The organism is Stenotrophomonas maltophilia (assembly GCF_002799155.1).
GTDB lineage: Bacteria > Pseudomonadota > Gammaproteobacteria > Xanthomonadales > Xanthomonadaceae > Stenotrophomonas > Stenotrophomonas maltophilia_R.
Window position 1 is genome coordinate 2,117,288 of the sequence record NZ_NERD01000002.1, and the last position, 21,933, is coordinate 2,139,220.

Annotated in this window: 21 protein-coding genes and 6 tRNA genes; 17 read left to right on the forward strand and 10 right to left on the reverse strand. The window is 66.8% G+C overall.

All coding sequences use genetic code 11. From position 1 onward, the window contains the following. Positions 1-79: 79 nt before the first annotated feature. On the forward strand, positions 80-586 hold the full coding sequence (locus B9Y82_RS10355) for a hypothetical protein (protein ID WP_100473155.1): 507 nt from the start codon (positions 80-82) through the stop codon (positions 584-586). 11 nt (positions 587-597) lie between these two features. Here the strand turns inward: B9Y82_RS10355 and ptsJ are convergent, their stop codons facing one another. Continuing rightward, the gene (gene ptsJ, locus B9Y82_RS10360; RefSeq protein ID WP_100473157.1) at positions 598-1,884 is read right to left on the reverse strand and encodes a transcriptional regulator PtsJ; all 1,287 of its coding nucleotides are present in this window, start codon (positions 1,882-1,884) and stop codon (positions 598-600) included. Positions 1,885-1,960: 76 nt separating this feature from the next. On the opposite strand from ptsJ, the gene B9Y82_RS10365 reads away from it, so the two are divergent. From B9Y82_RS10365 to B9Y82_RS10405, 9 genes are all read left to right on the forward strand, one after another. Next, positions 1,961-2,734 carry a YggS family pyridoxal phosphate-dependent enzyme gene (locus B9Y82_RS10365; protein WP_100473158.1) on the forward strand — a complete coding sequence of 258 codons (774 nt, stop codon included), beginning with the start codon at positions 1,961-1,963 and terminating at the stop codon, positions 2,732-2,734. Continuing rightward, entirely contained in the window at positions 2,731-3,432 is a 702-nt protein-coding gene (locus tag B9Y82_RS10370) for a glutamine amidotransferase (RefSeq protein ID WP_100473159.1), read from the forward strand. Before B9Y82_RS10365 ends, B9Y82_RS10370 begins: the two co-directional genes overlap by 4 nt. Next, on the forward strand, positions 3,429-3,653 hold the full coding sequence (locus B9Y82_RS10375) for a hypothetical protein (RefSeq protein ID WP_100473160.1): 225 nt from the start codon (positions 3,429-3,431) through the stop codon (positions 3,651-3,653). The genes B9Y82_RS10370 and B9Y82_RS10375 overlap by 4 nt, the downstream gene beginning before the upstream one ends. A 70-nt stretch (positions 3,654-3,723) precedes the next feature. After that, positions 3,724-4,230, forward strand: coding sequence for a hypothetical protein (locus B9Y82_RS10380; protein WP_100473161.1), 507 nt, complete (start codon positions 3,724-3,726; stop codon positions 4,228-4,230). Positions 4,231-4,352: 122 nt separating this feature from the next. After that, positions 4,353-4,862 carry an RNA polymerase sigma factor gene (locus B9Y82_RS10385; protein ID WP_087922901.1) on the forward strand — a complete coding sequence of 170 codons (510 nt, stop codon included), beginning with the start codon at positions 4,353-4,355 and terminating at the stop codon, positions 4,860-4,862. Then, positions 4,859-5,785 carry a FecR family protein gene (locus tag B9Y82_RS10390; protein ID WP_100473162.1) on the forward strand — a complete coding sequence of 309 codons (927 nt, stop codon included), beginning with the start codon at positions 4,859-4,861 and terminating at the stop codon, positions 5,783-5,785. The genes B9Y82_RS10385 and B9Y82_RS10390 overlap by 4 nt, the downstream gene beginning before the upstream one ends. Positions 5,786-5,849: 64 nt before the next feature. Then, positions 5,850-8,321, forward strand: coding sequence for a TonB-dependent receptor (locus B9Y82_RS10395; RefSeq protein WP_100473163.1), 2,472 nt, complete (start codon positions 5,850-5,852; stop codon positions 8,319-8,321). Continuing rightward, positions 8,308-9,108 carry a ChaN family lipoprotein gene (locus tag B9Y82_RS10400; RefSeq protein WP_100473164.1) on the forward strand — a complete coding sequence of 267 codons (801 nt, stop codon included), beginning with the start codon at positions 8,308-8,310 and terminating at the stop codon, positions 9,106-9,108. Before B9Y82_RS10395 ends, B9Y82_RS10400 begins: the two co-directional genes overlap by 14 nt. Further along, the gene (locus B9Y82_RS10405; protein ID WP_100473165.1) at positions 9,101-9,814 is read left to right on the forward strand and encodes an energy transducer TonB family protein; all 714 of its coding nucleotides are present in this window, start codon (positions 9,101-9,103) and stop codon (positions 9,812-9,814) included. The genes B9Y82_RS10400 and B9Y82_RS10405 overlap by 8 nt, the downstream gene beginning before the upstream one ends. Here B9Y82_RS10405 and B9Y82_RS10410 read toward each other — a convergent pair. From B9Y82_RS10410 to B9Y82_RS10445, 8 genes are all read right to left on the reverse strand, one after another. Then, positions 9,811-10,245 (reverse strand): RidA family protein, encoded by a 435-nt coding sequence (locus tag B9Y82_RS10410; protein ID WP_100473166.1) that lies wholly within the window; start codon positions 10,243-10,245, stop codon positions 9,811-9,813. The genes B9Y82_RS10405 and B9Y82_RS10410 overlap by 4 nt on opposite strands. A 99-nt stretch (positions 10,246-10,344) precedes the next feature. Continuing rightward, on the reverse strand, positions 10,345-11,247 hold the full coding sequence (locus B9Y82_RS10415) for a cation diffusion facilitator family transporter (RefSeq protein WP_100473167.1): 903 nt from the start codon (positions 11,245-11,247) through the stop codon (positions 10,345-10,347). Positions 11,248-11,275: 28 nt separating this feature from the next. Then, on the reverse strand, positions 11,276-13,564 hold the full coding sequence (locus B9Y82_RS10420) for an Orn/Lys/Arg decarboxylase N-terminal domain-containing protein (protein WP_100473168.1): 2,289 nt from the start codon (positions 13,562-13,564) through the stop codon (positions 11,276-11,278). Positions 13,565-13,584: 20 nt separating this feature from the next. After that, complete coding sequence (adiC, locus tag B9Y82_RS10425) at positions 13,585-14,937, reverse strand: arginine/agmatine antiporter (protein ID WP_100473169.1); 1,353 nt, start codon at positions 14,935-14,937, stop codon at positions 13,585-13,587. Between the two features lie 77 nt (positions 14,938-15,014). Beyond that, positions 15,015-16,445, reverse strand: coding sequence for a DcaP family trimeric outer membrane transporter (locus B9Y82_RS10430; protein WP_100473170.1), 1,431 nt, complete (start codon positions 16,443-16,445; stop codon positions 15,015-15,017). A gap of 512 nt (positions 16,446-16,957) precedes the next feature. Beyond that, the gene (gene dsbG, locus B9Y82_RS10435; protein WP_100473171.1) at positions 16,958-17,800 is read right to left on the reverse strand and encodes a thiol:disulfide interchange protein DsbG; all 843 of its coding nucleotides are present in this window, start codon (positions 17,798-17,800) and stop codon (positions 16,958-16,960) included. 30 nt (positions 17,801-17,830) lie between these two features. Next, a complete protein-coding gene (locus B9Y82_RS10440) occupies positions 17,831-18,634 on the reverse strand; it encodes a redoxin family protein (protein WP_100473172.1) in 804 nt (267 codons plus the stop codon). Positions 18,635-18,715: 81 nt separating this feature from the next. Beyond that, positions 18,716-19,783: a GlxA family transcriptional regulator gene (locus B9Y82_RS10445; RefSeq protein WP_100473173.1), complete on the reverse strand. Its 1,068-nt coding sequence runs from the start codon at positions 19,781-19,783 to the stop codon at positions 18,716-18,718. A 186-nt stretch (positions 19,784-19,969) separates the two neighbouring features. Here B9Y82_RS10445 and B9Y82_RS10450 point away from each other — a divergent pair, with 186 nt between their 5' ends. The 7 genes from B9Y82_RS10450 to B9Y82_RS10480 all read left to right on the forward strand — a co-directional run bounded on the left by B9Y82_RS10450 (position 19,970) and on the right by B9Y82_RS10480 (position 21,306). Next, on the forward strand, positions 19,970-20,368 hold the full coding sequence (locus tag B9Y82_RS10450) for a heavy metal-responsive transcriptional regulator (RefSeq protein ID WP_100473174.1): 399 nt from the start codon (positions 19,970-19,972) through the stop codon (positions 20,366-20,368). 103 nt (positions 20,369-20,471) lie between these two features. After that, positions 20,472-20,547: transfer RNA gene (locus B9Y82_RS10455), tRNA-Ala, on the forward strand. 54 nt (positions 20,548-20,601) lie between these two features. After that, positions 20,602-20,677: transfer RNA gene (locus B9Y82_RS10460), tRNA-Glu, on the forward strand. Positions 20,678-20,861: 184 nt separating this feature from the next. Further along, positions 20,862-20,937, forward strand: a tRNA-Ala gene (locus B9Y82_RS10465). Positions 20,938-20,985: 48 nt separating this feature from the next. Further along, positions 20,986-21,061: transfer RNA gene (locus tag B9Y82_RS10470), tRNA-Glu, on the forward strand. Between the two features lie 46 nt (positions 21,062-21,107). Beyond that, positions 21,108-21,183, forward strand: a tRNA-Ala gene (locus B9Y82_RS10475). 47 nt (positions 21,184-21,230) lie between these two features. Continuing rightward, positions 21,231-21,306 (forward strand) — tRNA-Glu (locus tag B9Y82_RS10480). A gap of 141 nt (positions 21,307-21,447) precedes the next feature. Here the strand turns inward: B9Y82_RS10480 and B9Y82_RS10485 are convergent. Further along, positions 21,448-21,864, reverse strand: a complete 417-nt coding sequence (locus B9Y82_RS10485; RefSeq protein ID WP_100473175.1) for a GNAT family N-acetyltransferase — start codon at positions 21,862-21,864, stop codon at positions 21,448-21,450. Positions 21,865-21,933 lie beyond the last annotated feature (69 nt).

Consider the following 21,933-nt stretch of genomic DNA (forward strand, 5'->3'; position numbering starts at 1 on the left):
ATACACAGCGTCACACAGCGAACTGGTCATCAGTCCCCCGCATCCGCTATCGTCGCTGCATCCAAGGAAGGACGACACGATGCCCCGTGCACTGCTGCTGACCACGCTGGTGGTCTCCATACTCGCCCTGCTGGTTTCCGGCTGGACTGCCTGGAACCTGCATCGCAGCCAATCGTCGCAGCGCATCATCGAAGCGCGCGGGCTGATCATCCACGATGGCAACGGCCAACCACGGGTGATCCTCGGCGCGCCGGTTCCCGACCCACTCAGCCGGGGCCGTACCCAGGGGCCGCGCGCCACGGCCCTGTCCGGCCTGATCCTGCTGGGCCCGGATGGCTCCGAACGCGGGGGCTATGGCACCAGCGATCGTGGCGGTGAAGCCGTGCTGACCCTGGACGATGCCAATGGCACCACGGAAGTGTTCAAGGTGGTGGCCAACCCGGACCGCGGCGCCAGCCTGATGGTCAAGCACCAGAACAACACCGGCGCCATGCTCACCTCCTGGCAGGGCAAGCCGGAACTGATGTTCGTCGATGACAGCGGCCAGTCCTACTACGTGCGCCCGGGCGCCAACGCCGCGCCCTGATCTGCCTTTTTCTACAGACCGCACACCGCCGCCAGGTCATCGGCCAGCTGCCGCAACTGCACCGATCCCAGCGCCGCGCAGGTGATGCGCAGGCCATGCCCCGGCGCCGCCACCGCGAACACTTCGCCAGCACGCACATGCCATCCGCGTGCAGCCAGCGCCAGCACCTGCGGATGGCTGTCGGCCGGCAGCGGCAGCCACAGGTTCAATCCTTCCATCGGCTGCGGCGTCGGCATGCCACGTGCGTGCAGCAGTTCCTGCAGCGACTGCAGCCGCTGCTGGTAACGCTCGCCCGCCGAGGCGATCTTCGCCCGCAGCGTTGCCGACCCCAGCACCGAGGTCGCTGCATCCTGCAGCAGGTGACTGACCCAGCCCGTGCCGGACGCCAACCGCAGCCGCAACCGCGACGCGGTCTCTTCATCACAGGCCAGCCAGGCCAGCCGCAGATCCGGACCGAGCGGTTTGGACAACGAACGCAGCAGCGCCCAGCGCCGGCCATCCAGCGGCAGTACCGAGTGGTAGGCCTGCTGCGAAAGCAGCGCGTAGTGATCGTCGATCAGCACCGCTACCTGCGGGTAGGCCGCCAGCAGCTGGCGCAACGCCCGTGCCCGCTTCGCATCCAGGCTGGCCCCGGTCGGGTTGTGTGCCCGCGGGGTCAGCAGCACCGCGCGTGCGCCGGCCTCCAACGCCGCCCGCAGCGAATCGACCTGCATGCCATGCGCGTCCACCGTCACCGGCAACGGCGCGTGGCCCACCGCGTTGAGCACGTTCAGGCTGCCGAGGAAGCACGGATCCTCTACCGCGATTCGATCCCCCGGCAGCAGCCATGCCGCCAGCAGGCGTTCGATGCCATCGACCGCGCCATGGGTCAGCTCCAGCGCATAACCCTCGGGGCAGTCCGCATCCAGCGAGGCCCGTGCCAGCACCTGCAACTTCGGGTCGACCGTGCCCACGCCGTACAGGCGCGGCGCCGCCGGCGCCACGCGCAGATTGGGTAGCAGGCGCGGGTCCGGGTTGCCACCGGCGAGGTCGTGCAGGGCCAGCCCTGGTGTACTGCCCTCGCGTGCCAGCGTCGGCGGCAGGCCACGCACCACTGTGCCGCGGCGACCCGCCGTGCTGGCCAGGCCCGCCGCATCCAGGCGCTTGTAGGCAGCGGCCACCGTATTGCGGTTCACCCCCAGCTGCCCTGCCAGCTCACGCACCGGCGGCAGCACGCTGCCAGCCAGCAGGCGGCCCTTGCCGATGCCGTCGCGGATGCTGTCGAAGATCGACTCGGCGCTATGCCCGGTGATTTTCATTTTGTCCTATGCCAAAATATATCTTGTCCTGTGCCAGTGTATCCCACCCTGGCCACCCTGCATTGGAGGTGCCCGCATGCCCCTTGCCGCTGCCGACTGGCCCGTCGCCCAGTCCGTTGAACAGATCGCCGCGAACCTGGTCACGGTGCGCCAACGCATCGCCGATGCCTGCGCCCGCGTCGGCCGGGACCCGGCCAGCGTTCGCCTGCTGCCGGTCAGCAAGACCGTTGATGACGCCCGTATCCGCATGGCGGTGGCTGCCGGTTGCCACGAACTGGGCGAGAACAAGGTGCAGGAGGCGCAGCGCAAGGCCGGGACGATGGCCGACCTGGGCGTGCGCTGGTCGGTGATCGGGCATCTGCAGACCAACAAGGCGCGCTACGTGGCACGTTTCGCCAGCGAGTTCCAGGCGCTGGACAGCCTGCGCGTGGCCGAGGCCCTGCAGCAGCGCCTGCAACTGGAAGACCGCACGCTGGATGTGTTCGTGCAGGTCAACACCTCGGCCGAACCCAGCAAGTACGGACTGGAGCCCGACGCGGTCGAGACCTTCGTGCAGCAGCTGCCGGCTTTCGATCGCCTGCACGTGCGCGGCCTGATGACCCTGGCCATCTTCACCCCCGACGTCGAGCGCGTGCGCGCCTGCTTCGTGCGCCTGCGCGAACTGCGCGACCAGCTGCAGCGCACCGCCCCGCCCGGCCTCGACCTGTCGCAGCTGTCGATGGGCATGTCCGGTGATTTCGAAGTGGCCATCGAGGAAGGCACCACCGTGGTCCGCGTCGGCCAGGCCATCTTCGGTGCCCGCGCCACCCCGGACAGCTTCTACTGGCCTGGCAGCGGAGCCCCGGCATGAAGCGTGCGGTCGTTCTGCAACACGTCGCCTTCGAAGACCTCGGCACCCTGCAGCCGCTGCTGCTGGCACAAGGCTGGCAGCTGCAGGTGCTGCAGGCCGGTATCGACGCGCTCGACGCCGCCGGAACAGCCGACCTGCTGGTGGTGCTGGGCGGTCCGATCAGTGTCAATGACACAGAGGCCTATCCCTTCGTCATCGACAGCATCGCCCTGCTGCAGCGCAGGCTGCTGCAGCAACAGCCGACCCTGGGCATCTGCCTGGGTGCACAGTTGATGGCCCGTGCGCTTGGTGCCGGCGTCGCCGCCAGTGGAGGCAAGGAGATCGGCTTCGCGCCGTTGCTGCTGACCGATGAGGGCCAGCGTTCACCGCTGCAGGCCCTGCAAGGCATTCCCGTGCTGCATTGGCATGGTGAGGCGTTCGAGCTTCCAGCCGGCGCACGCCGCCTGGCCAGCACACCTGCCTGCCGTCACCAGGCCTTCGCCATCGGCCGCCATGCGCTGGCCCTGCAATGCCATCCGGAACTGGACGCGCGCCAGTTCGAGCGCTGGCTGATCGGCCACACCCTGGAACTGGCCCAGGCCGGCATCGATCCGAACGACCTGCGCACACAGGCGCGTCGCTATGGCGCACCACTGGCCGCGGCAGCCACTGCGATGTTCGACCAGTGGCTGCAGGACCTGCCGGAGGCACCGCGATGAACTACCGATTGCAGATCCACCGCGATGGCGCCTACTGGGGCCACTTCGACTGCAGCGGCCCCGATGCGCTGCAGCGCATGGATGCCATCGCCGCGCAGCTGCCCGCCGACCAGGGCTTCCGGTTGACGCGACAGAAGGGGGTTGGCGAAGAACGCATCCTGTCCAGCAATGCCGACGGCCTGCGCGTACTGGCGTCGCAGATCCAGTACCGCGACCTCTGACCCGACGATGGTAGTGCCGGCCGCTGGCCGGCACTACCCCGGCTGTTTCCCCACATGCGAAGCTTCACGCATGCTGACCCTGCACCGCGGCAGCCACCACGGGTTGCATGTCGCCCCGCGCTGGCCCTCCCGCCATATCCAGATCGACGCAGAGGTGCTGCAACGCCTGCTCGAGGCACAGGCACTGCTGCCTGCCGAACTGCGCCTGCTGCTCACCCGGGGCTTCGAGCCCCGCCACAGCCGCCTCGGCGGCTTCCGGCGCCTGGTGCGGCGGCTCGGTATCACCCTCTTCCGCACCTGCTATCCGCAACGGCACGATGAAGTCGATGCCATTTTCGGCGCCAACGGCCACGATATCGATGGCCGTCATATCGATGTCTCACTGGTACTGCGCGGCAAGCGACTGCGGCTGCTGCCGCTGGGCGTGTTCACCCCGCCGCGCTGGCAGGATCGTCGCGTCGCCCGCCATGCAGAAGCGATCGCGCGGGTGAAGCACGGCCTGCAGCACTGCGGCTTCGAGCTGCACCACAACCCCACCGAAGCCCTGCAGATCCACTGCGACTATCGCCCGCGCTGATCCCGCGTCCGCGCAGGTGTGCCATGCCCATCTATAGATGCAAATGATTCTCTTTTGCTGTAAGGTGCAGCCGCTGCCCTTGCCGCCGCGGGCTGTTCCCTTTCCCAGTTGTCGCCCGCCCCGTGTCCACGCCTGTCGAACCGACGGATGTCGCGCAGCTGTGTGCGGCCCATTACCGGCCGCTGCACGCCCATGTCCGCCGTAAACTCCCGCAACGCAGCGACGCCGATGACGTCGTCCAGGAAACCTGGCTACGCGTCGTCAAGGTCGCCGCCAGCGGCCTGCTGAGCAACGGCCGCGCCTACCTGTACCGCGTCGCCCACAATCTGATCGCTGATCACTACCGGCAACGCCAGCGCCGTCGTGAGGAAGCGCTGGATGACGCGCAACTGCACGCCCTCGCCGATCCTGCACCGCTGCCGGAGCAGCGCCTGCTGGATGCCGAACAGCTGCGCCATCTCGACGCGATCATCGCCGCGCTGCCACCGCGCTCGCGCCAGGTGTTCCTGCTGGCCCGGGTGGAGCAGATGGCGCTGGCCGAGATCGGCCGCCAGCTCGGCATCAGCCGGCAGACCGCGCACGGCCATCTGCTGCGTGCGCTGGTAGCGCTGCAGCAGGTACCCGGCGCATGAGCCAGGATGCGATCGCGCGCGAGGCTGCGCGTTGGTGGCTGGACGGCCACGACGGCGGCCGCGACGAGCGCGCCTTCAACCAGTGGTACCACGCTGACTACCGCCACGCCGCGCAGTACCAGCACCTGCAGGCGCTCTGGCAGGCCGGTGATGCGACGCCCAGCCTGCAGCGGCACCAGCGCAAGCGGCAGCGCCGACGATTGCGCGATGCCGGCACTGCCGTGCTGCTGCTCTGTGCCTTGGGCCTGTATACCCGCCAGGCCGCGCCACCAGCCGCCCAGGTAATGCGCACGGCGTCGGGCGAGATCCGCGAAGAAGTCCTGCCGGATGGCTCGCACGTGCTGCTCTCGCCCGGCAGCGAAGTCCATGTCCGCATCGATGCACAGCGCCGCCAGCTGCAGCTGCAGCATGGCCAGGCCTGGTTCAAGGTAGCCGCCGATGCGCAGCATCCGTTCCAGGTGCATACGGCGCACGGCACGGTCACCGCGCTCGGCACCGCCTTCGACCTTGCCGTGCAGGACAACGACAGCGTGGTCACCGTCACCGAGCATCGCGTCCGCGTGGACAGCGGCAGCCGCAGTGAACAGGCCATCGAAGGGCAGCAGCTGCGCTTCGATGGACAGGCAGCGACCGTCGGCCTGGCTCCCAGCCAGAGCGCGCTGGCCTGGCGCGAACGTCGCCTGCATTGGGTCTCCACGCCCTTGGCCGAGGTCACCCAGGACCTGGATCGCTGGCATGGCGGCCATACCTGGATCATCGGCGCACACCTCCGCCAGCAGCCGGTCACCCTGCTCGGCAGCGCTGACGGTGCGGCGCGCAGCCGGGACCAGCTGGCCACGCAGCTGCATGTGCGCGTGCTCCGCCTCGGCGCGGGCGTGCAGGTCTGGCTGCCACCACGCAGGGGACATCGCGATGCACCCTGACATCGGCCCTGCCGCTGCGTCTACCCAGGATGACGACGCGCTGCGTCAGCCCCTGGAGCCCCCGATGCTGTTTCACCGCCCCCTTGTCCTCGCCCTGTCACTGGCCTGCGCCAGTCCGCTTCCGCTGTTGTCCGCCAGCGCTCATGCGCAGGCCGCCACCCGCCACTTCGATCTTCCTGCACAACCGCTGGCCAGCGCACTGGACGCCTACAGCCGGTTGACCGGTGTCGACCTGGTGATCGGCGCGGCTCTGCCGGGCGGCCAGACAGCGCCGGCGCTGCGCGGACAGTTCGACGATGCTCAGGCCCTGTCGCGCCTGCTGGCGGGCAGCGGCCTGCGCCCCCGCTTCATCGACCCACGCCGCGCCACGCTGGAACCGGCGCCGGCCGAACCCGCCGATGGCAGCCGTCGAACCGGCCCTCTGCGCGTGCAGGGTGATACCGCGAACGGTCATTCTCCCGGTGCGGGCGCCAGTCAGTATGTGCCAGCCACGCGCGATGGCTTCGCGCCGGCGGTCGGCAGCGAGCGCGTGGCAATGGCCGAACGCCAGGACGGCAACAGCCTGCTGCGTTCGATGCCCGGCACCCACAGTTTCCATTCGCGCAGCCAGCCCGGCCTGCAGGTCAACATCCGCGGCATGACCGGCGCTGGCCGGGTCAACACCATGATCGACGGTGTCACCCAGACCTTCCGCAACAATGCCGGGCATGGCTCGGGCGGCCCGTTCGCCTATGTCGATCCCTTCCTGCTGGCCGGCGTGGACGTGCAGCGCGGCGCGGTGGCCGGCGGTGATGGCGCCGGCACGCTGGCCGGCAGTGCCAACTTCCGTACGCTGGACATCGACGACCTGCTCGGCGAAGGCCGCGACTGGGGTCTGCGTGCGGGCTATCGCCATGGCAACAACGGCTACGGCAGTGGCCGCACCTTCGCCGGTGCCTGGCGCCACAGCGAGGACGGTGGTGACCGCCAGTTCGGCCTGCTGGCCGCCGCCAGCAGCAGTCGCAGCAGCGAGTACGCCACCGCACGCGGGCAGAAGAACAAGGCCGACCCCGGCAGCCAGCAGCCCAGCAGCTGGCTGTTGAAAGCACGCCTGCAGCCCAGTGACCAGCATCGGCTCGACCTGAGCCACATGCGATACGAAAACGACTTCTACCACAACTACCCGTGGCAGATTTCCGCGCGTAACCAGCGCGCGAGTTACCACTACACGCCCTACACGCCGTGGATCGACCTGCGCGCGACCTTCGCCAGCAACAAGACCCGGCTGTTCTATCCGCCGGTGGAGGACTCCAGCTACATCGGCCGCCGCACCCACAGCAGCCTGAGCAGCTGGACCCTCGACAACACCAGCCGCTTCGACATCGGCGCGCTGCAGGCGCGCTGGAACACCGGCATCAAGCACCAGTCGGACATCTACGTGGCCGATACCCCGGTTCTGCGCGGCGCCAACCCCCAGGGCCGCAGCCAGCTGGACAGTGTGTTCAGTACGCTGGAACTGCAGTACGACGTCTACGCGCTGACCGCAGGCCTGCGCCAGGATCGCTATGGCATCCGTGGCCACGTCCCGGTGTGCTCGGATGTCCCCGGCCAGTGCGCAGAGATCAACGGCGGCGGCATCGACGTGCGCCGCACCCAGCACGCGCTCAGCCCCAGCCTGGCGGTTTCGTGGCAGGCCACCGGCTGGCTGCAGCTGTTCGCCGAAGTCTCGCGCACATCGCGGCCGCCGCGCGTGCAGGAGATGTTCTTCGAGAAAATCCCGCTGGAAGGCATGAGCGATGCCGACGGCGTGGGCGCCAACCCGTACCTGCGCCGTGAGCGCTCGCGAAACCTGCAGTTCGGCGCCAACCTCAGCACCGACTCGCTGCTGGTTGACGGCGACCTGGCCCAGCTGCGCGTCACCCGCTTCGACAACCGCATCCGCGACTACATCAAGCCGCAATACCTGCTGATCGTGCATCCGCCGGAAGTGGAGCCATTCGTGGTGCCGATCGATAGCGATCCGCAGCTCACTGCCTGGACCGATGCGCTGGACGTGGACGACTTCAGCACCACCACGCGCTGGATGAACCACCCGGGCGTGGTGCGCATGCGCGGTATCGAGCTGGAAGCGCACTACGCCAGCGAGCACTACCACGCCACGCTGAGCTGGACCCGCTCGCGCACCAGCGCGCCGCCCATCGAGTTCGTCAACCTTGAAGACATCACCGCCCTGCCCGACCGCTACTGGACGTTGGACGTGGGCGGCCGCTGGTGGCAGCAGCGCGTACAGGCCGGCCTGCGCGCCGAGTACTCCGGCCCGACCGAGGAAGGCTACGACTTCTTCCAGACCCGCAAGACCGGCGGCACCGGCGTGCTGCTGGACTTCTACGCCAGCTTCAAGCCCCAGGCCAACACCACCCTGTGGCTGAACATCGAAAACCTGCAGAACAAGGCCTATGACAACAATGCCTCGATCGACAGCATCTTCAGCCCGATCCTGGACCGCGGCAACGGCCGTGGCCGCACCGTCTCGATGGGCGTCAATGTGGCGTTCTAGCCGGCGCTGGTGGCCGCTGTGCCTGCTTGCGCTGGCGTCGATGGCCAGCGCGCAGCCGATGCCCGGCAAGGTGCTCGACCTCGCCAGCGGCCAGAGCCTGGACGAAGCGGCGTTCGTGAAGCGCGCAGCGAACGCCCCGCGGCTGCTGTTGGGCGAACGCCACGACCTGGCCGGTGACCACGCCGCCCAGCGCTGGCTGCTGCAGTCTCTGCAGCAGCAGCGTCCACAAGGCGCGCTGGTGCTGGAGATGATCGCCAGCGAACGCCAGCCGCGCCTGCAGCGGGTACGGCGCTGGCTGGCCAAGGGCAACCATGCCGACGGTGCGCGCCTGCAGGAGCTGCTGGGCTGGGATACACGATGGCCATGGACCGCCTATGGCGGGCTGGTGCAGGACGCCACCGCCGCTGGCATCCCCCTGTTCGGCGGGAATCTCGCGCGCGCCGAGGTCAACGCGCACCTTGCGTCCGCTGATGCAGTGCGGTTCCCGGTGGCCGCTGCCCGCCAACGCCTGTCGGCCGTGGTGCTGGCCCAGCACGCGGACGCAGCACCGATGCTGGAAGGGATGCTGGCCGTGCAACAGGCCCGCGACAGGCGCATGGCACAGGTAATGACCGAGGCACCTGCACCCGCGCTGCTGGTGGCCGGTCGCTGGCATGTACTGCGCGGTACCGGCGTGCCGGGCTACCTGCCAGCGGACACACCGGCGCTGGTGATCGCACTGGCCTCGCCGGGTGAAACCGTCGAGGCGGCCGACGCCGACCTGCTATGGGTGCTGGACGATGAGTGAGCGCGGCCAACACTGGCAGGCGGTCGCCATCAGCATCGGCCTGCACCTGTTGCCCCTGCTGCTGTTGGTGCACTGGGTGGCCGCGCCGCCGCTGCTGCCGCCGCCTGAGCAGGACGTGCGCATCAGCCTGCGCCTGCTGGCGCCGGCGACACCGCCCCAGCCAGTGGAAGAACGCCAGGCAGACACCCCGAGCCAGGCGCAGCAGGCGCGCGCATCGCAACCCACCCGGTCACCGTCGCCGCCCCCGCCCACCGCTGCGCGCGAAGGCGACCTCGCCGCCAGCGAACACGGTGGCACTGGCCGGCAACCGCTGCCGGTCGCCACGCCTGCGGCCGTGACCGATGCAAGTCCCGCACCGGCATCGATCACGGCCGCGCCGCCCGCTCCCGACGCACCACCGGCAGACTTCCAGGCCGGCGCCGCCAGCGACCAGTGGGAAGCCCGCCTGATGGCGCGGCTGGAGCGTTACCGCTACTACCCCGCCGCCGCACGTTCACGCCGGCAGCAGGGTACGGCCTGGGTCAGGGCCAGCATCGACCGCGAAGGTCGGCTGCTGGCGCTGCGGTTGGAGCAGTCCAGTGGCCAGCCGATGCTCGACGCCGCCGCGCTGCAGACATTCCGTCGTGCGCAGCCGCTGCCGCCCATTCCCGATGAACTGAAGGCACCGCAGGAACTGGTGGTGCCGGTCGAGTACTACCTGCGCTAGGCCGCGTAAGCCTCCGCCTCGATCTCGAACAGCATGCCGTCCAGCGCCAGCCGTGGCACAGGGATCAGTGTGCAGGTCGGTGCAGCACGGTTCGGCCAACGCTGCCGCACCTGCCGGGCGATGATGCCCAGCCGGTCCTCGTCGTGGTCGACCACCAGGATGCGCAACCGTGCGACATCAGCCAGGCTGGCCTGCGCCGAGCGCAACGCAATCTGCAGGTTGTCCAGTGCCTGCTCGACCTGTTCCTCGAAACCGGGGGAGAGATGGCCATCGGCATCCTCACCGCCCTGCCCGGCGATATGGATCACCCGCGCCGGCAGGCGAACGACGGCCACGTGCGAGTACCCGTTGGCCGAAGGGTCGTATAGCCCGGGAGGATTGAACAGTTCCAGCAGGCCATGGCCGAGGTCCGGGGTGGTCAGCAGGTTCATGCCGCATGCCTCGTGGGGGATGCGAGGCAGTCTGCAACCTAAACTCGGGTTGAGGTCAAACAGCGCCCGTGCAACAGATCGGTTCGCCACGCGCAACGATCACGTCCACGCCGGATCCGCCGTGAAATCGATGGTCAACCAGAACGTATTGCCGCGGGCATCCAGCCGCACCGCGATCTCATCGCGCATCGCATCGACTTCGCCCACCGACCCCAGCAGCGTGGTCGGGTCAGCCAGCACATGGATCTCGATGAAGCGCATCCGCCCCATCTTCGCCACATGGCTGGTGAAACCGGCATAGCCACGCTCGGCCACGAACGCCTGCATCACCTGCTGCACGCGCCGGTCCAGATCATCCGGTGCCACCTGCAGCACTTCGCGCATGGCCTTCCACGCGCTGCGCGCCGGCACCGGCAGCACCGCAAGGCTGATCAGCGCCAGCACGATCGAATCCAGGTACGGCACCCAGTGGTGCCACTCACCGCCGTGCAGGACCAGCGCCAACACGAAGGCCAGCACCACCGCCAGGCTCATCAACCCACCCAGCAGCCAGCCGCGCACATCCAACCACAAAAGAGCGGAGCGCAGATGCCGCGCCTGCTGCGCGACGAACGCCGCCATCGCCAGGTTGCTGGCACTCAGCAGCGCCGCCCACCACAGCGCTGGCCCGAACTTCACCTCGTGCCCGCCCGTGGTCAGGCCGATCACGGCGTTGGCCAGCGCATACACGCAGGCCAGCGACAGGATCACACCGCCCAGTGCCTCGACCATCGGCTCCAGGTGCCAGTAGCCGTACTGGAAGCGCGGGCTCTGTTCCCGCGCCACCAGCCGCAGCACCGACAACGACACCAGGGTCAGGGCGACGTCGACCAGGCTGTACACGCCGTCGAACAGGATGGCCTGTGATCCCACCAGCAGGCCACCGCCGAAGCCGGCCGCGCTCACCGCCAGGGTGACCCCGATCGAGAACTTCAGGATGCGTTGCTCGCGCGCGGTATCCATCGTTCGCCGAAGCGCCGACCGTTGCGGGTCAGGCCTTCAGCACCTCCACCTTGTACGAAACCGCATCCCCCTCCTGCTCGATGATGAGCCCGTGCACGTCCGATTCGAAGCCCGGGAAGCGGGCGTTCTGCTCACGGGCGATGCGCAGCGACTGGATGATCGGCTCGTCGCTGTCGCCGAAGCGCTCGCCCGGCATGATGGTCGGGATGCCCGGCGGGTACGGCACCAGCATGGTCGCAGCGACGCGACCACTGAGCAGCTCGATGTCGACCCGCTCGATCTCGCCCTTCACCAGGTGGTTGTAGGCATCGGCCGGGGTCATCACCGGGGTCGGCAGATCCACGTACATCTCGCGCATCACCTTGGCCACGGCAAATTCCTGGTTGAACGCATGCAGCGCGTCGCACAGGTCACGCAGGCCCCAGCCGGCGTAGGCATTCGGATAATCGGCGGCCAGCGTCGGCAGTGCCTGGCTCAGCGGCGCATTGCGATCGTAGAGCTCCTTGAACGCCATCAGCTCGGTGACCAGGGTGCTCCACTTGCCCTTGGTGATGCCCATCGAGAACAGGAACAGCACCGAGTACAGGTTGGTCTTTTCCACGGTGATGCCGCGGCCCCACAGGAACTTGCTCAGCACTGCCGCCGGGATGCCCAGCTTGCCCATGCTGCCGTCCATCGCCAGGCCCGGGGTCAGCAGGGTCACCTTGACCGGGTCGATCAGCACATAGTCATCAACCAGGTTCTCGAAGCCGTGCCAGTGCGCATCCGGCTGCAGGTACCACTCCTCGCGCTTGGCCACCAGCGGTGCTGGCGTATCGCCCTTGTCCAGGCTGCGCTCGAGCTTGGTGGGCTGCCACACGCTGAACCACCAGTCGTCCCGGCCGAGATCATCGCGCACGTGCAGCATCGCGCGGCGGAAGGCGATGGCCTCGTCGTGCATTTCCTGTACCAGCGAACGGCCGGCATCGCCCTCCATCATCTTCGAGGCAACGTCACAGGCCGCGATCACCCCGTAGTGCGGGCTGGTCGAGGTATGCATCATGAACGACTCGTTGAAGCGCTCGGCATCCAGGTTGCGCTGCGCCGAATTGCGTACGTGGATCATCGATGCCTGCGAGAACGCCGCCAGCAGCTTGTGGGTCGAATGCGTGGTGAAGATGATCGCATCCTGCTCACGCGGCTTGCCCTTGGCCATGCCGTAGTGGTTCTCGTAGAACGGATGGAACGCGGCGTAGGCGTACCAGGCTTCGTCGAAATGCAGGAAGTCGACCGCGCTGCCGATCTCATCGGCAATCTTCTCGGCGTTGTAGCACAGGCCGTCGTAGGTCGAATTGGTCACCACCGCGATGCGCGGCTTGGAACCGGCCCTGTAGGCCTGGCTGGCCAGCGGATTGGCGGCGATGCGCTGCTGCAGCGACTCCGGCGTGAACTGATCCAGGCTGATCGGGCCGATGATGCCGTGCGCGTTGCGGCTGGGGGTGAAGTACACCGGCACCGCACCAGTCATGATCAGCGCGTGCAGCAGCGACTTGTGGCAGTTTCGATCGACGAACACCACGTCGCCACGCGCCACCGTGCCATGCCAGACGATCTTGTTGGCGGTGGAGGTGCCGTTGGTGACGAAGAAGGTGTGGTCGGCACCGAAGTTGCGCGCGGCTTCGTTCTCGGCGTCCTTGATCGGGCCGGTGTGATCGAGCAGCGAGCCCAGCTCCGGCACCGAGATCGACAGGTCGCTGCGCAGGGTATTCTCGCCGTAGAACTGGTGGAATGCGCGGCCGACCGGCGATTTGGTGAACGCCACGCCGCCGGCATGGCCGGGCGTGTGCCAGGAGTAGTTGGACTCGGCCGCATGATGGATCAGCGCCTTGAAGAACGGTGGCAACAGGTTCTTCATGTAGTCTTCGGCCGCGCGCATCACCTGCCGCGAGATGAAGCTCTTGGTGTCCTCGAACAGGAAGATGAAGCCATGGATGTACTTGAGCAGCTTGCTCGGCACCTTCTCGATGGTGCGGCGCTCGCCGTACAGGAACACCGGCAGGTTGGCGCGGCGTGCGCTCTGCTCGCGCAGGAAGGCAGTCAGGCGCTGGAACTCGCCATCCACTTCTTCGCTGCCATCGATCGAGATCAGCACTGCCGAGGCCGCCACGTAGGTGCGGGCACCAGCACGGGCATCATCCAGGTTCAGTCCGCACAGCACGCGCTGGCCGTTGCCGCGCAGCTCTTCCACCAGGGCGCGGATCAGGATGCCGCCGATGCGCGGCGATTCGTAGTCGTTGTCGATGACAATGACCGGATAGTCCAGGGACTTGAAGTACACGTTGATTCTCCTTGTCGAACTCAGGAACGCTGGGCGCCGGCGCTGATGGCCGAGGCCTCGCGGGCGCGCTGCCGCTGCTGGCGGCGCTCCTCGCTGAAGAAGGGATAGAACACGGTGATGAACAGCACGAACAGGAAGGCGTACTGCACGATGGTTCCCGACGAGCCGTAGATCGCCCACAGGCAGTACACGACGGTCAGGCTGGTCAGGGTCCAGAACGCACCGGTGTGGACCAGGGTGTGCGACCGCTCGACCACGAAGTAGCACGCCACGCACGAGTAGATGTAGGGCAGCAGGGTCAGCACCACGGCCGCCGACGTGATCACGTCGAACTGGGCCGACGCTGTTTCCGAGGTGGAGGTGACCAGCACCGCCAGGGTCATCAGCACCGCCACGATCAGCACGCCCTTGACCGGTACGTCGTCCTTGTTGGTCTTGCTGAAGACGCTCGGGAACAGGCCATCATCGGAGGCCGCCTTGGCACTCTGTGCGGTCAGCAGGATCCAGCCGCCCAGCGAACCGGCGGCACCGATGAAGGCGCACAGGCTGACCAGCGCACCGCCCCAGCCACCGACCGCCTTGGCCGCGGCCAGCGCGAAGGGCGCGTCGGACACCTGCAGTTCCGAGTTCGGCACCATGCCCATGATCACCGAAGAACTGGCGATGTAGGCGATGGCGGCCAGGAACACACCGGCCAGCGTGGCGCGGGCCACGTTCTTTTCCGGGTTCTCCACCACGCCAGCCGTCACCGAGGCCGACTCGACACCGATGAAGGCCCACAGGGTCAGTGCTGCAGCGCTGGAGATCGCGCCGAAGTTGGACTCGCCCGACACGTTGTAGGCGCCCTTGAAGATGTCGGCATCGAAGAAGAACCAGCCGAAGATGGCGATGCCCAGGATCGGCACCAGCGCAAAGCTGGTGGTGACCGTCTGCACCCGGCTGACGAACGCCGGCCCGATCATGTTGGCGAAGCTCAGTGCCCACACCAGCACCAGCACCGCGATACAGCGCACCAGTGGCTCGGACAGGATCGGGAAGAAATAGCTGAAGTAGCCCACCGCCGCGATCGGGATGGCGACGTTGCCGATCCAGTTGGCGAACCAGTAGATGGTATTGGTCTGGAAGCCCATGTAGGGTCCGAACCAGTCACGCGCGTAGGCGTAGGGGCCACCCGCCTTCGGTGCCAGCTTGCCCAGCTTGGCGAACACGAAGGCCAGCAGCAGCGCACCCGCGGTAGTGATCAGCCAGCCCCAGATCGAGGCGGTACCGATCTTGGCCAGGCTGGAAGGCAGCAGGAACACGCCTGAGCCCATCATGTTGCCGGCGACGAGGAAGGTGGCTCCGACCACCCCGATTTTCTTTGCTTCTGCCATGACAATCTCCAGTACTGGCATGAGCCCGGTGCAGCCGGGCGTGGGGACGGGTTACGCTGGCGTACGACCGCTGGCGCCTATTTGATGAAGTTGTATTGCAGGCTGCCCTGCACCCGGACCGTGTCGCCGCGCGCACCGCCCTGCTGTTCAAGGCGGCCGTACAGCAGCTCCATGCCCATCGTCCACGAAGGCGCCGGGCTCCAGATCAGGTTGAAGACGCCGTAGCGGCTCTGCCGGAATGCGTCGGCCGCCAGTGCGGCATTCCGCTCCAGGGTCAGCTGGCCGAAGATCAGGTTCGAACGCCACAGCCCGGACCAGTAGTGGGTGTAGCCGACGAAGCCGCCGTGCAGATCCAGCGCATCGAGGCGGCCATCGGTACCGACTACCGCATCCAGCCCGGAGCCGGTCAGGTCGGCGGTGTAGCGGCTGAGACCACGCCCACCCAGGGCACCGAACAGCAGCAGATCGCGCTCACCCACGGACGCCGATCCACTCACCTGCAGACCGCCGGCCACACGCCGGTCGCGCTCGCCATCGCCGTCATAGGCCAGGCTTCGTGCCACTGCGCCGAGTTGCAGGTGGCCCCAGTCACGCTCCATGCGCGCGCTCACCGTCACATCAGGCAACCGGTTTACCGCGCCCCGCTCATCGGTGGCACCAGCAAGTTCGGTCTTCGGATCTTCGGCAGCGACAGTCAGGGTGTTGCCCTTGCCTATTGCGAAGCTGTGGTGGATGCCCGCCACCAGCAGGTATCCGGCACCGCCGGGCCCTGCGAAATCCAGCGTATCGGGCAGGCTGTCCGGGTCCATGAAGCTGGAATAGCCGTAGCCGGCATAGGTATTGCCGAGCTGGCCATAGGCATGGCGCAGGCGGAATTCGTAGCCGTCACTGCTACCGAAGAAGTCATTCTCCAGGTAGAAGCGCAGGTTGCCGTGCGTGGTCGGACGTCGCGCCTCGAAGCTGAAGCGGGTCTGCTTGGCATGGATGTTGAAATTGGAGACGTCACGATGGCGACCGCCCACCGGCATCGATGAAGGAATGAACTGGTCCTCGTCGCCGGCTGCACGCGAATCGGCGATGGCATCCAGCTTGGCGTAGCCGCCGATGCGGATCATCGTGTCAGTGCCAGGAATGGCGAAGAAGCCCTTCAGGTCCGGATCGGTCGGGCCGGCCGCACTGTCCGGTCGCGACGCAGCGGTGGACGGGTCGGCCACTGATTCGCGCTGCGGCAGCACCGGCTGCGCCACGCCCGGCACCTGGGTGGGATGCAGCAGGTTGGCGCTGCTGGCGGCTGCAGCCATCGGCGGCGGCACCTGCGCCCTGGCCGCTACGGCCCCCTCACGCTGCTCCAGCCGATCCAGGCGCTGCTGCATCCCTTCCAGCGCCTGGCGCATGGCAGCGATCTCCTTTCGCAACGCCTGCGCATCTTCCTGACCATCCTGCTGCGCATACGCTGGCGTGATCGCCAGTGCGGTCAAGCAGGCCAGACTCAGTACCGCCACGCGCATTGCATCCTCCCTGGACGAACACTTGATTCGCGCTGACGGGACGCACGCATGTGCCACCCCGGCCTCGCGCCGCCGTTGCTGGAAATGCGGATACTGCGTCGACGACAACGGACAGCCTGCGCATGACAGGCAACAGGACCGTGACACTGCCCTGCCTGTACCGATGTCGACGCCATCAAGGCCGCACTGCCAGAGAGGTGGCGACCGCAGCGGTCTGGGTAACAAGCATAGGGTGAGAGTGTCGTGAATGGCTGAGCCGACCGACCCCGATCAGGGCCTGGCGAGCGCGGCATCCATCGCGCATTGACGCTGTATTCCATGCGTCACAGGCTAATCCGCCTGTCGTTTTTGGCCTTGATTGGAATCAAGGCGCGAGGCTTGATGTCAGTCACTATTCAGACGTGACGACGAACAGATGATGCGCAGGCCGCACATCGATCCTGATCACGGAAAGCAACAGGCCCGCATGCTGCCATGCGGGCCCGTGGGTCATTCAAGATGAGAGGCGCGACTCAGCGCGGGCCCAGCACCGTCTGCAGGTCAGCGCCCTGCGGCAAGCCGGCGCGACGCTGCACCTGGCCCTGCGCGTCCTGGAACAGGATGCCCGGCGTGCCCTGGAAGCCCATCTCGATCATCAGCACCTGGTTGGCGTCGAGCTTGCCAGCGATCTCGCGACTGATGTTCGGCAGCGCCTTGATGCCACCACGATCAAAATCGTGCTCGTTCTGCAGCAGCGCCGCGCTCGGGTCACGGGCAGCGAGGATGGCCGCCGCCTTGGCCGGGCTGTCCTCGCGGATGACGCCGACCATGATGTGACGCAACTGCACCTTGCCGGCGTCGACCCACGGCCGTGCTGCTTCCCAGAACTTGTGACAGTAGGGGCAGTTGGCATCGCTGAAGGTATAGACCACGCGCGGCGCATCGGCCTTGCCGTCACGCACCCATGCACTGGCTTCCAGCTTGGTCCACATCTTGGCCGACATCGGTGCAGCGACCAGCTTTTCCACCGCCTCGGCGGCCACATCATTGCCTTCGGCATCGAACAGGCTGCCTACCAGCACGTGCTTGCCGTCGGCGGTGACGTAGGCTGCGGCCGGCTGCTGCCCGCCCACCACGCCAGCGAAGCCACGCAGGCCGCCCGGTGCATCGAACTCGGCAACGACTTCGAAGCCGTGCTTCTCGATGCCTTTCAGCACCGCAGGACGGTCACCTTTGGCCGCGGACGTCGGAGCACTCGCAACCGGTGCTGCCGCCGTCTTGCCCGGTGGGGTCTGGGCCTGGCTGCAGGCGGCCAATGCCAGCATGACCGGCAGCAACAGCACCGCCGGAGCGATGCGCAGGGAAGTGGACAACATGGGAACTCCGTAGTGAGATGCCCGGGCAGGCTACCGCAGCCGGCGCAGTTTGTGTTCAAGACCGGCCGCAGTCAGTTCGCCCAGGTGCAGTTCACGCAGGCGCCCGTCGGCATCGAAGAAGAGCGTGGAAGGATAGGCCTGCACGCCCAGCACGGTTGAAGCGGCAGCGTCATCGTCCAGCAACAGGTTGCCCAGCACCAGTCGTTCGCTGGCGAGGAAACCCTGGACCTCATCCAGGGTTTCGCCCTGGTTGAGGAACACGAACTGCACCTCGGTATGCGTCTGCTGTGCGGATGCCAGCACCGGCATTTCGCGTCGGCAGGGGCCACACCAGCTGGCCCAGAGATTCAGTACCACCGGTTTGCCCCGGAACTGCTGCAGGTCGATCACGCGCCCCTGCAGATCGGCCACGTTCACCGCCGGCAGCGGCATCCGCTGTGCCTGCCATGCCGCCAGCAGGTGGCTGCCCGCCGCCCAGAGCACCACGCCCGCCAGCGCCCCCGCCAGCACCGGCGCACGCAATGCATGCCATGGCCTCAGCCGCCAGACACCCCATGCCAGGCCTGCAACCAGCGCGACCGTGAGGTGATACCCACCATCGGCGATCTGCAGGATGCTCCAGGGGGCCTCACGATAGAGCGCGAAGTTCAAGGCCACGAAGCTGATGCGTCCGCATAGCAGGCCGATCAGCAACATGTCCAGGACCATGCTTGCCGCGGAAGGCACTGCCATCCCGTCCTTCCGACGCGGCCACAGATGTGCCACGGCCATGGCCAGCAGCACGCACATCAGGATCAACACCACCGGCATCGGCACCGGCCCAACACTCGACATCAGCCCACCTGTTCCAACATCCGTTGCCTGCATGGTCGAGGCGTCGCGCCCAGGTTGCAAGCGCGACGCCCGCCGCAGGCATCAGGCCGCGCTGCGCGGCATCTGCATGCCAGGCACCGGTTGCAGCCCGCGCAGGCTGCCCGCCACCGATGACAACAGCGGCCGCTCGCGCCGCTTGTTGTTGACCAGCCGACGATAGTTGGCCGGCGTCATTCCGACGATGCGCAGGAACAGGCGGCGGAAGGCGCTCTGGTCGGCGTAGCCCACGCCCCAGGCCACTTCATCGATGCCCGCCCCCTGCTGCAGCAGCGTCTGCGCCTTGGCGATACGCAACCGCTGGCAATACTCGATAGGACGCAGCCCCGTGGCCTTCAGGAAGCGCCGCTGCAGGGTCCGCGGCTCCAGTCCGGAAACCTCACAGATCGCACCGAGCGTGGCGCCGCGCGCAGCCGTGGTATGCAGCCAGCGCTGCGCCTTCAGCACATCACGATCACCGTGAGCGAAGTTTGCACTGAAGCGCTCCAGATCCTGCTGGATGGCTGCCGGCACCGTGATTCCCAGCTGCTGCGCCACGGAACTCGCCACCCCCTGGCCATACAGCCGATACAGCAGTCGCAGGCCGAGGAAACGCCACGCCTGGGAACCGGCCACCGTCAGCAGGTCGCCATCATCGACCAGCGCGCGCTCACTGGGTACCCAGCTGGCTGCTTGCCCCTGCAGGCCCGGATGGCGCCCGAGGTCCGGCCCACTGACCGTGCGCCCGGCCAGCAGACCGGCACGCGCGAGCATGCTGACACCGTCGCTGGCCGCCGCCAGCAGACTGCCACCGTCGTAGTGCGCGCGCAGCCAATCCAGCAGGACCTCATCGGCACGCAGGCAGACGCCTTGGCTGATCTGGCCAGGCACGGCGATTACAGCGGGAATGTCTGCCTCGAGCATCTCCGCGCCGGCGATGCGGTGCACGCCGGTCTGGCTGGCCGGCACGATCCAGCGGGTCACCAGGACACGCTTGAACGGACGGCGCTGTTGCTGGGCAAGTCGGTTGGCCACATGTGCCATTTCAGTCAGCACGGAGGCGGCCGATGGGTCGCCTCCCGGGTACTCGACCACCGCGACCTCGACGAATCCTTCGTTTCTGAATCCTTCCACAGACCATCTCCTCGGTTCGTTGCAGGCCATCCAGCGGCCGGTTCAGGCGCAGGGTAGGAACTGCCTCGAGGGTGGGGCTATGAAGAAAGTTGCAAAGTGCGCTGAATGCGCCCTCATCGGCGGGGCCTTGACCCTGGACCAGACTCAAGGCTTCACAATGGCCGGCGGCATCCGCAGGAATCCCCCATGAACATTGGTCAACTGGCGCGCCAGGCCGGCGTACCGATCGATACGGTGCGCTACTACGAGCGCCAGCAGTTGCTGCCCACGGCGGCACGCTCGGCCGGGGGCTACCGCATCTTCGGCGAGCAGGACCTGCGCAGGCTGCGCTTCATCCGCCGTGCCAAAACGCTGGGTTTCAGCCTGGAAGAAATCGCCGAACTGCTGGCGCTCAGTGACCGCCACCCGCAGGACATGGGCAGCGTACGTGACACGGCGCAGGCCCGACTGAGGGACATCGCGCAGCGCATGGCCGAACTGCAGCGCATGCACACCGCGCTTTCGCAGCTGGTCGACGCCTGCCCCGGCCACGGCACACTGGATCAATGCCCCATCCTGGCGGCACTGACCGACGACGCCCCCTGAGTACGGACGACCACCATCCGCCTCGCAACGCGCGTGAAGAAAAGTGCAACAAATGCTTGCCAACCCCCTGGGGCAAGGCTATTATTTCGCTCCTCAGCGACGTGGGGCCATAGCTCAGCTGGGAGAGCGCCTGCATGGCATGCAGGAGGTCAGCGGTTCGATCCCGCTTGGCTCCACCAATCTTTCGGCATTAGGCCGTCGAAAGGTCGCTAAAGAACATTGATGAGAATTGCGTCCCCATCGTCTAGAGGCCTAGGACATCACCCTTTCACGGTGGCGACCGGGGTTCGAATCCCCGTGGGGACGCCACTCATCACGAACAACGAGGACCCGGCCGATAACCGGGTCTTTTTTGTTCACCGCCTACCGGCATTCAGGTTGTGGCGTTGCGGGTCCCCTGCCTTGGTGGCAGCGGTTGAACCGGAACGAAAAAAGTTCTGAAAAAGCTTCCACAAACGTGAACACGCAGGTATGATAGGCGGCTCGGTAACACGGGGCCATAGCTCAGCTGGGAGAGCGCCTGCATGGCATGCAGGAGGTCAGCGGTTCGATCCCGCTTGGCTCCACCACTTTCGACATTAGGCCGTCGAAGGTTCTACAACTTGAAGTTTTCGTGCGTCCCCATCGTCTAGAGGCCTAGGACATCACCCTTTCACGGTGGCGACCGGGGTTCGAATCCCCGTGGGGACGCCAGTTTCAAAACGGACTCTGCTCCCGGCAGATCATCCGGAGTTTCATTGGGGCCATAGCTCAGCTGGGAGAGCGCCTGCATGGCATGCAGGAGGTCAGCGGTTCGATCCCGCTTGGCTCCACCACTTCGACATTAGGCCGTCGAAGGTTCTACAACTTGAAGTTTTCGTGCGTCCCCATCGTCTAGAGGCCTAGGACATCACCCTTTCACGGTGGCGACCGGGGTTCGAATCCCCGTGGGGACGCCAATTCTTGGAAACCCCGGCTTCGGCCGGGGTTTTTCTTTGCCCGCGATTCCTGGGAAGGCCCTATCCACGCCATGCGTGGATGGAATGGTCGGCGACGCGGTAGATCCACGCCATCGTGGATGGCTTCACCCCGATTACGGCTCAGAACCGCCGATACATCCCGATCGATGCTGGTGCCGTGGGTGCGAAACCAAACTGGGCGTACAACCGATGCGCCTCGCCATCGGCCAGCAGGCTGACGTACGCCGATGGCGGCAGGTTGGCCTGCATCCAGCCATCCAGGCGCCGCATCACCTCCTTGCCCAGTCCCTGCCCCTGCAGCCGCGGCAGCACCGCGATATCGCAGACCTGCAGATGGCAACCGCCATCGCCGACGATGCGCCCCATCGCCACCAGCTCACTGCCCTGGTACGCACAGACACCAAACAGCGTGTTGGGCAGTGCGCGCGCAGCTGCTTCCCGGGTCTTGGCGCTGAGGCCGGCCAGTACACGCAGCTGGCAGTAGTCCTCGACCGTGGGCACGGCTTCGCGGAACTGGCAGGCGATGGAATCATTCATGCAGTATCTCCCTGTAGGTCGGGCTATCCTGCCGCATCCACGTCGCAGCTGCTGCGACCCAGGCCCTCC

Bases quoted from the DNA above. Each gene is read 5' to 3' on its own strand.
- B9Y82_RS10355 (WP_100473155.1), top strand. From the start codon at position 80: ATGCCCCGTGCACTGCTGCTGACCACGCTGGTGGTCTCCATACTCGCC.
- ptsJ (WP_100473157.1), bottom strand. From the start codon at position 1,884: ATGAAAATCACCGGGCATAGCGCCGAGTCGATCTTCGACAGCATCCGC.
- B9Y82_RS10365 (WP_100473158.1), top strand. From the start codon at position 1,961: ATGCCCCTTGCCGCTGCCGACTGGCCCGTCGCCCAGTCCGTTGAACAG.
- B9Y82_RS10370 (WP_100473159.1), top strand. From the start codon at position 2,731: ATGAAGCGTGCGGTCGTTCTGCAACACGTCGCCTTCGAAGACCTCGGC.
- B9Y82_RS10375 (WP_100473160.1), top strand. From the start codon at position 3,429: ATGAACTACCGATTGCAGATCCACCGCGATGGCGCCTACTGGGGCCAC.
- B9Y82_RS10380 (WP_100473161.1), top strand. From the start codon at position 3,724: ATGCTGACCCTGCACCGCGGCAGCCACCACGGGTTGCATGTCGCCCCG.
- B9Y82_RS10390 (WP_100473162.1), top strand. From the start codon at position 4,859: ATGAGCCAGGATGCGATCGCGCGCGAGGCTGCGCGTTGGTGGCTGGAC.
- B9Y82_RS10395 (WP_100473163.1), top strand. From the start codon at position 5,850: ATGCTGTTTCACCGCCCCCTTGTCCTCGCCCTGTCACTGGCCTGCGCC.
- B9Y82_RS10400 (WP_100473164.1), top strand. From the start codon at position 8,308: ATGTGGCGTTCTAGCCGGCGCTGGTGGCCGCTGTGCCTGCTTGCGCTG.
- B9Y82_RS10405 (WP_100473165.1), top strand. From the start codon at position 9,101: ATGAGTGAGCGCGGCCAACACTGGCAGGCGGTCGCCATCAGCATCGGC.
- B9Y82_RS10410 (WP_100473166.1), bottom strand. From the start codon at position 10,245: ATGAACCTGCTGACCACCCCGGACCTCGGCCATGGCCTGCTGGAACTG.
- B9Y82_RS10415 (WP_100473167.1), bottom strand. From the start codon at position 11,247: ATGGATACCGCGCGCGAGCAACGCATCCTGAAGTTCTCGATCGGGGTC.
- adiC (WP_100473169.1), bottom strand. From the start codon at position 14,937: ATGGCAGAAGCAAAGAAAATCGGGGTGGTCGGAGCCACCTTCCTCGTC.
- B9Y82_RS10430 (WP_100473170.1), bottom strand. From the start codon at position 16,445: ATGCGCGTGGCGGTACTGAGTCTGGCCTGCTTGACCGCACTGGCGATC.
- dsbG (WP_100473171.1), bottom strand. From the start codon at position 17,800: ATGTTGTCCACTTCCCTGCGCATCGCTCCGGCGGTGCTGTTGCTGCCG.
- B9Y82_RS10440 (WP_100473172.1), bottom strand. From the start codon at position 18,634: ATGTCGAGTGTTGGGCCGGTGCCGATGCCGGTGGTGTTGATCCTGATG.
- B9Y82_RS10450 (WP_100473174.1), top strand. From the start codon at position 19,970: ATGAACATTGGTCAACTGGCGCGCCAGGCCGGCGTACCGATCGATACG.
- B9Y82_RS10485 (WP_100473175.1), bottom strand. From the start codon at position 21,864: ATGAATGATTCCATCGCCTGCCAGTTCCGCGAAGCCGTGCCCACGGTC.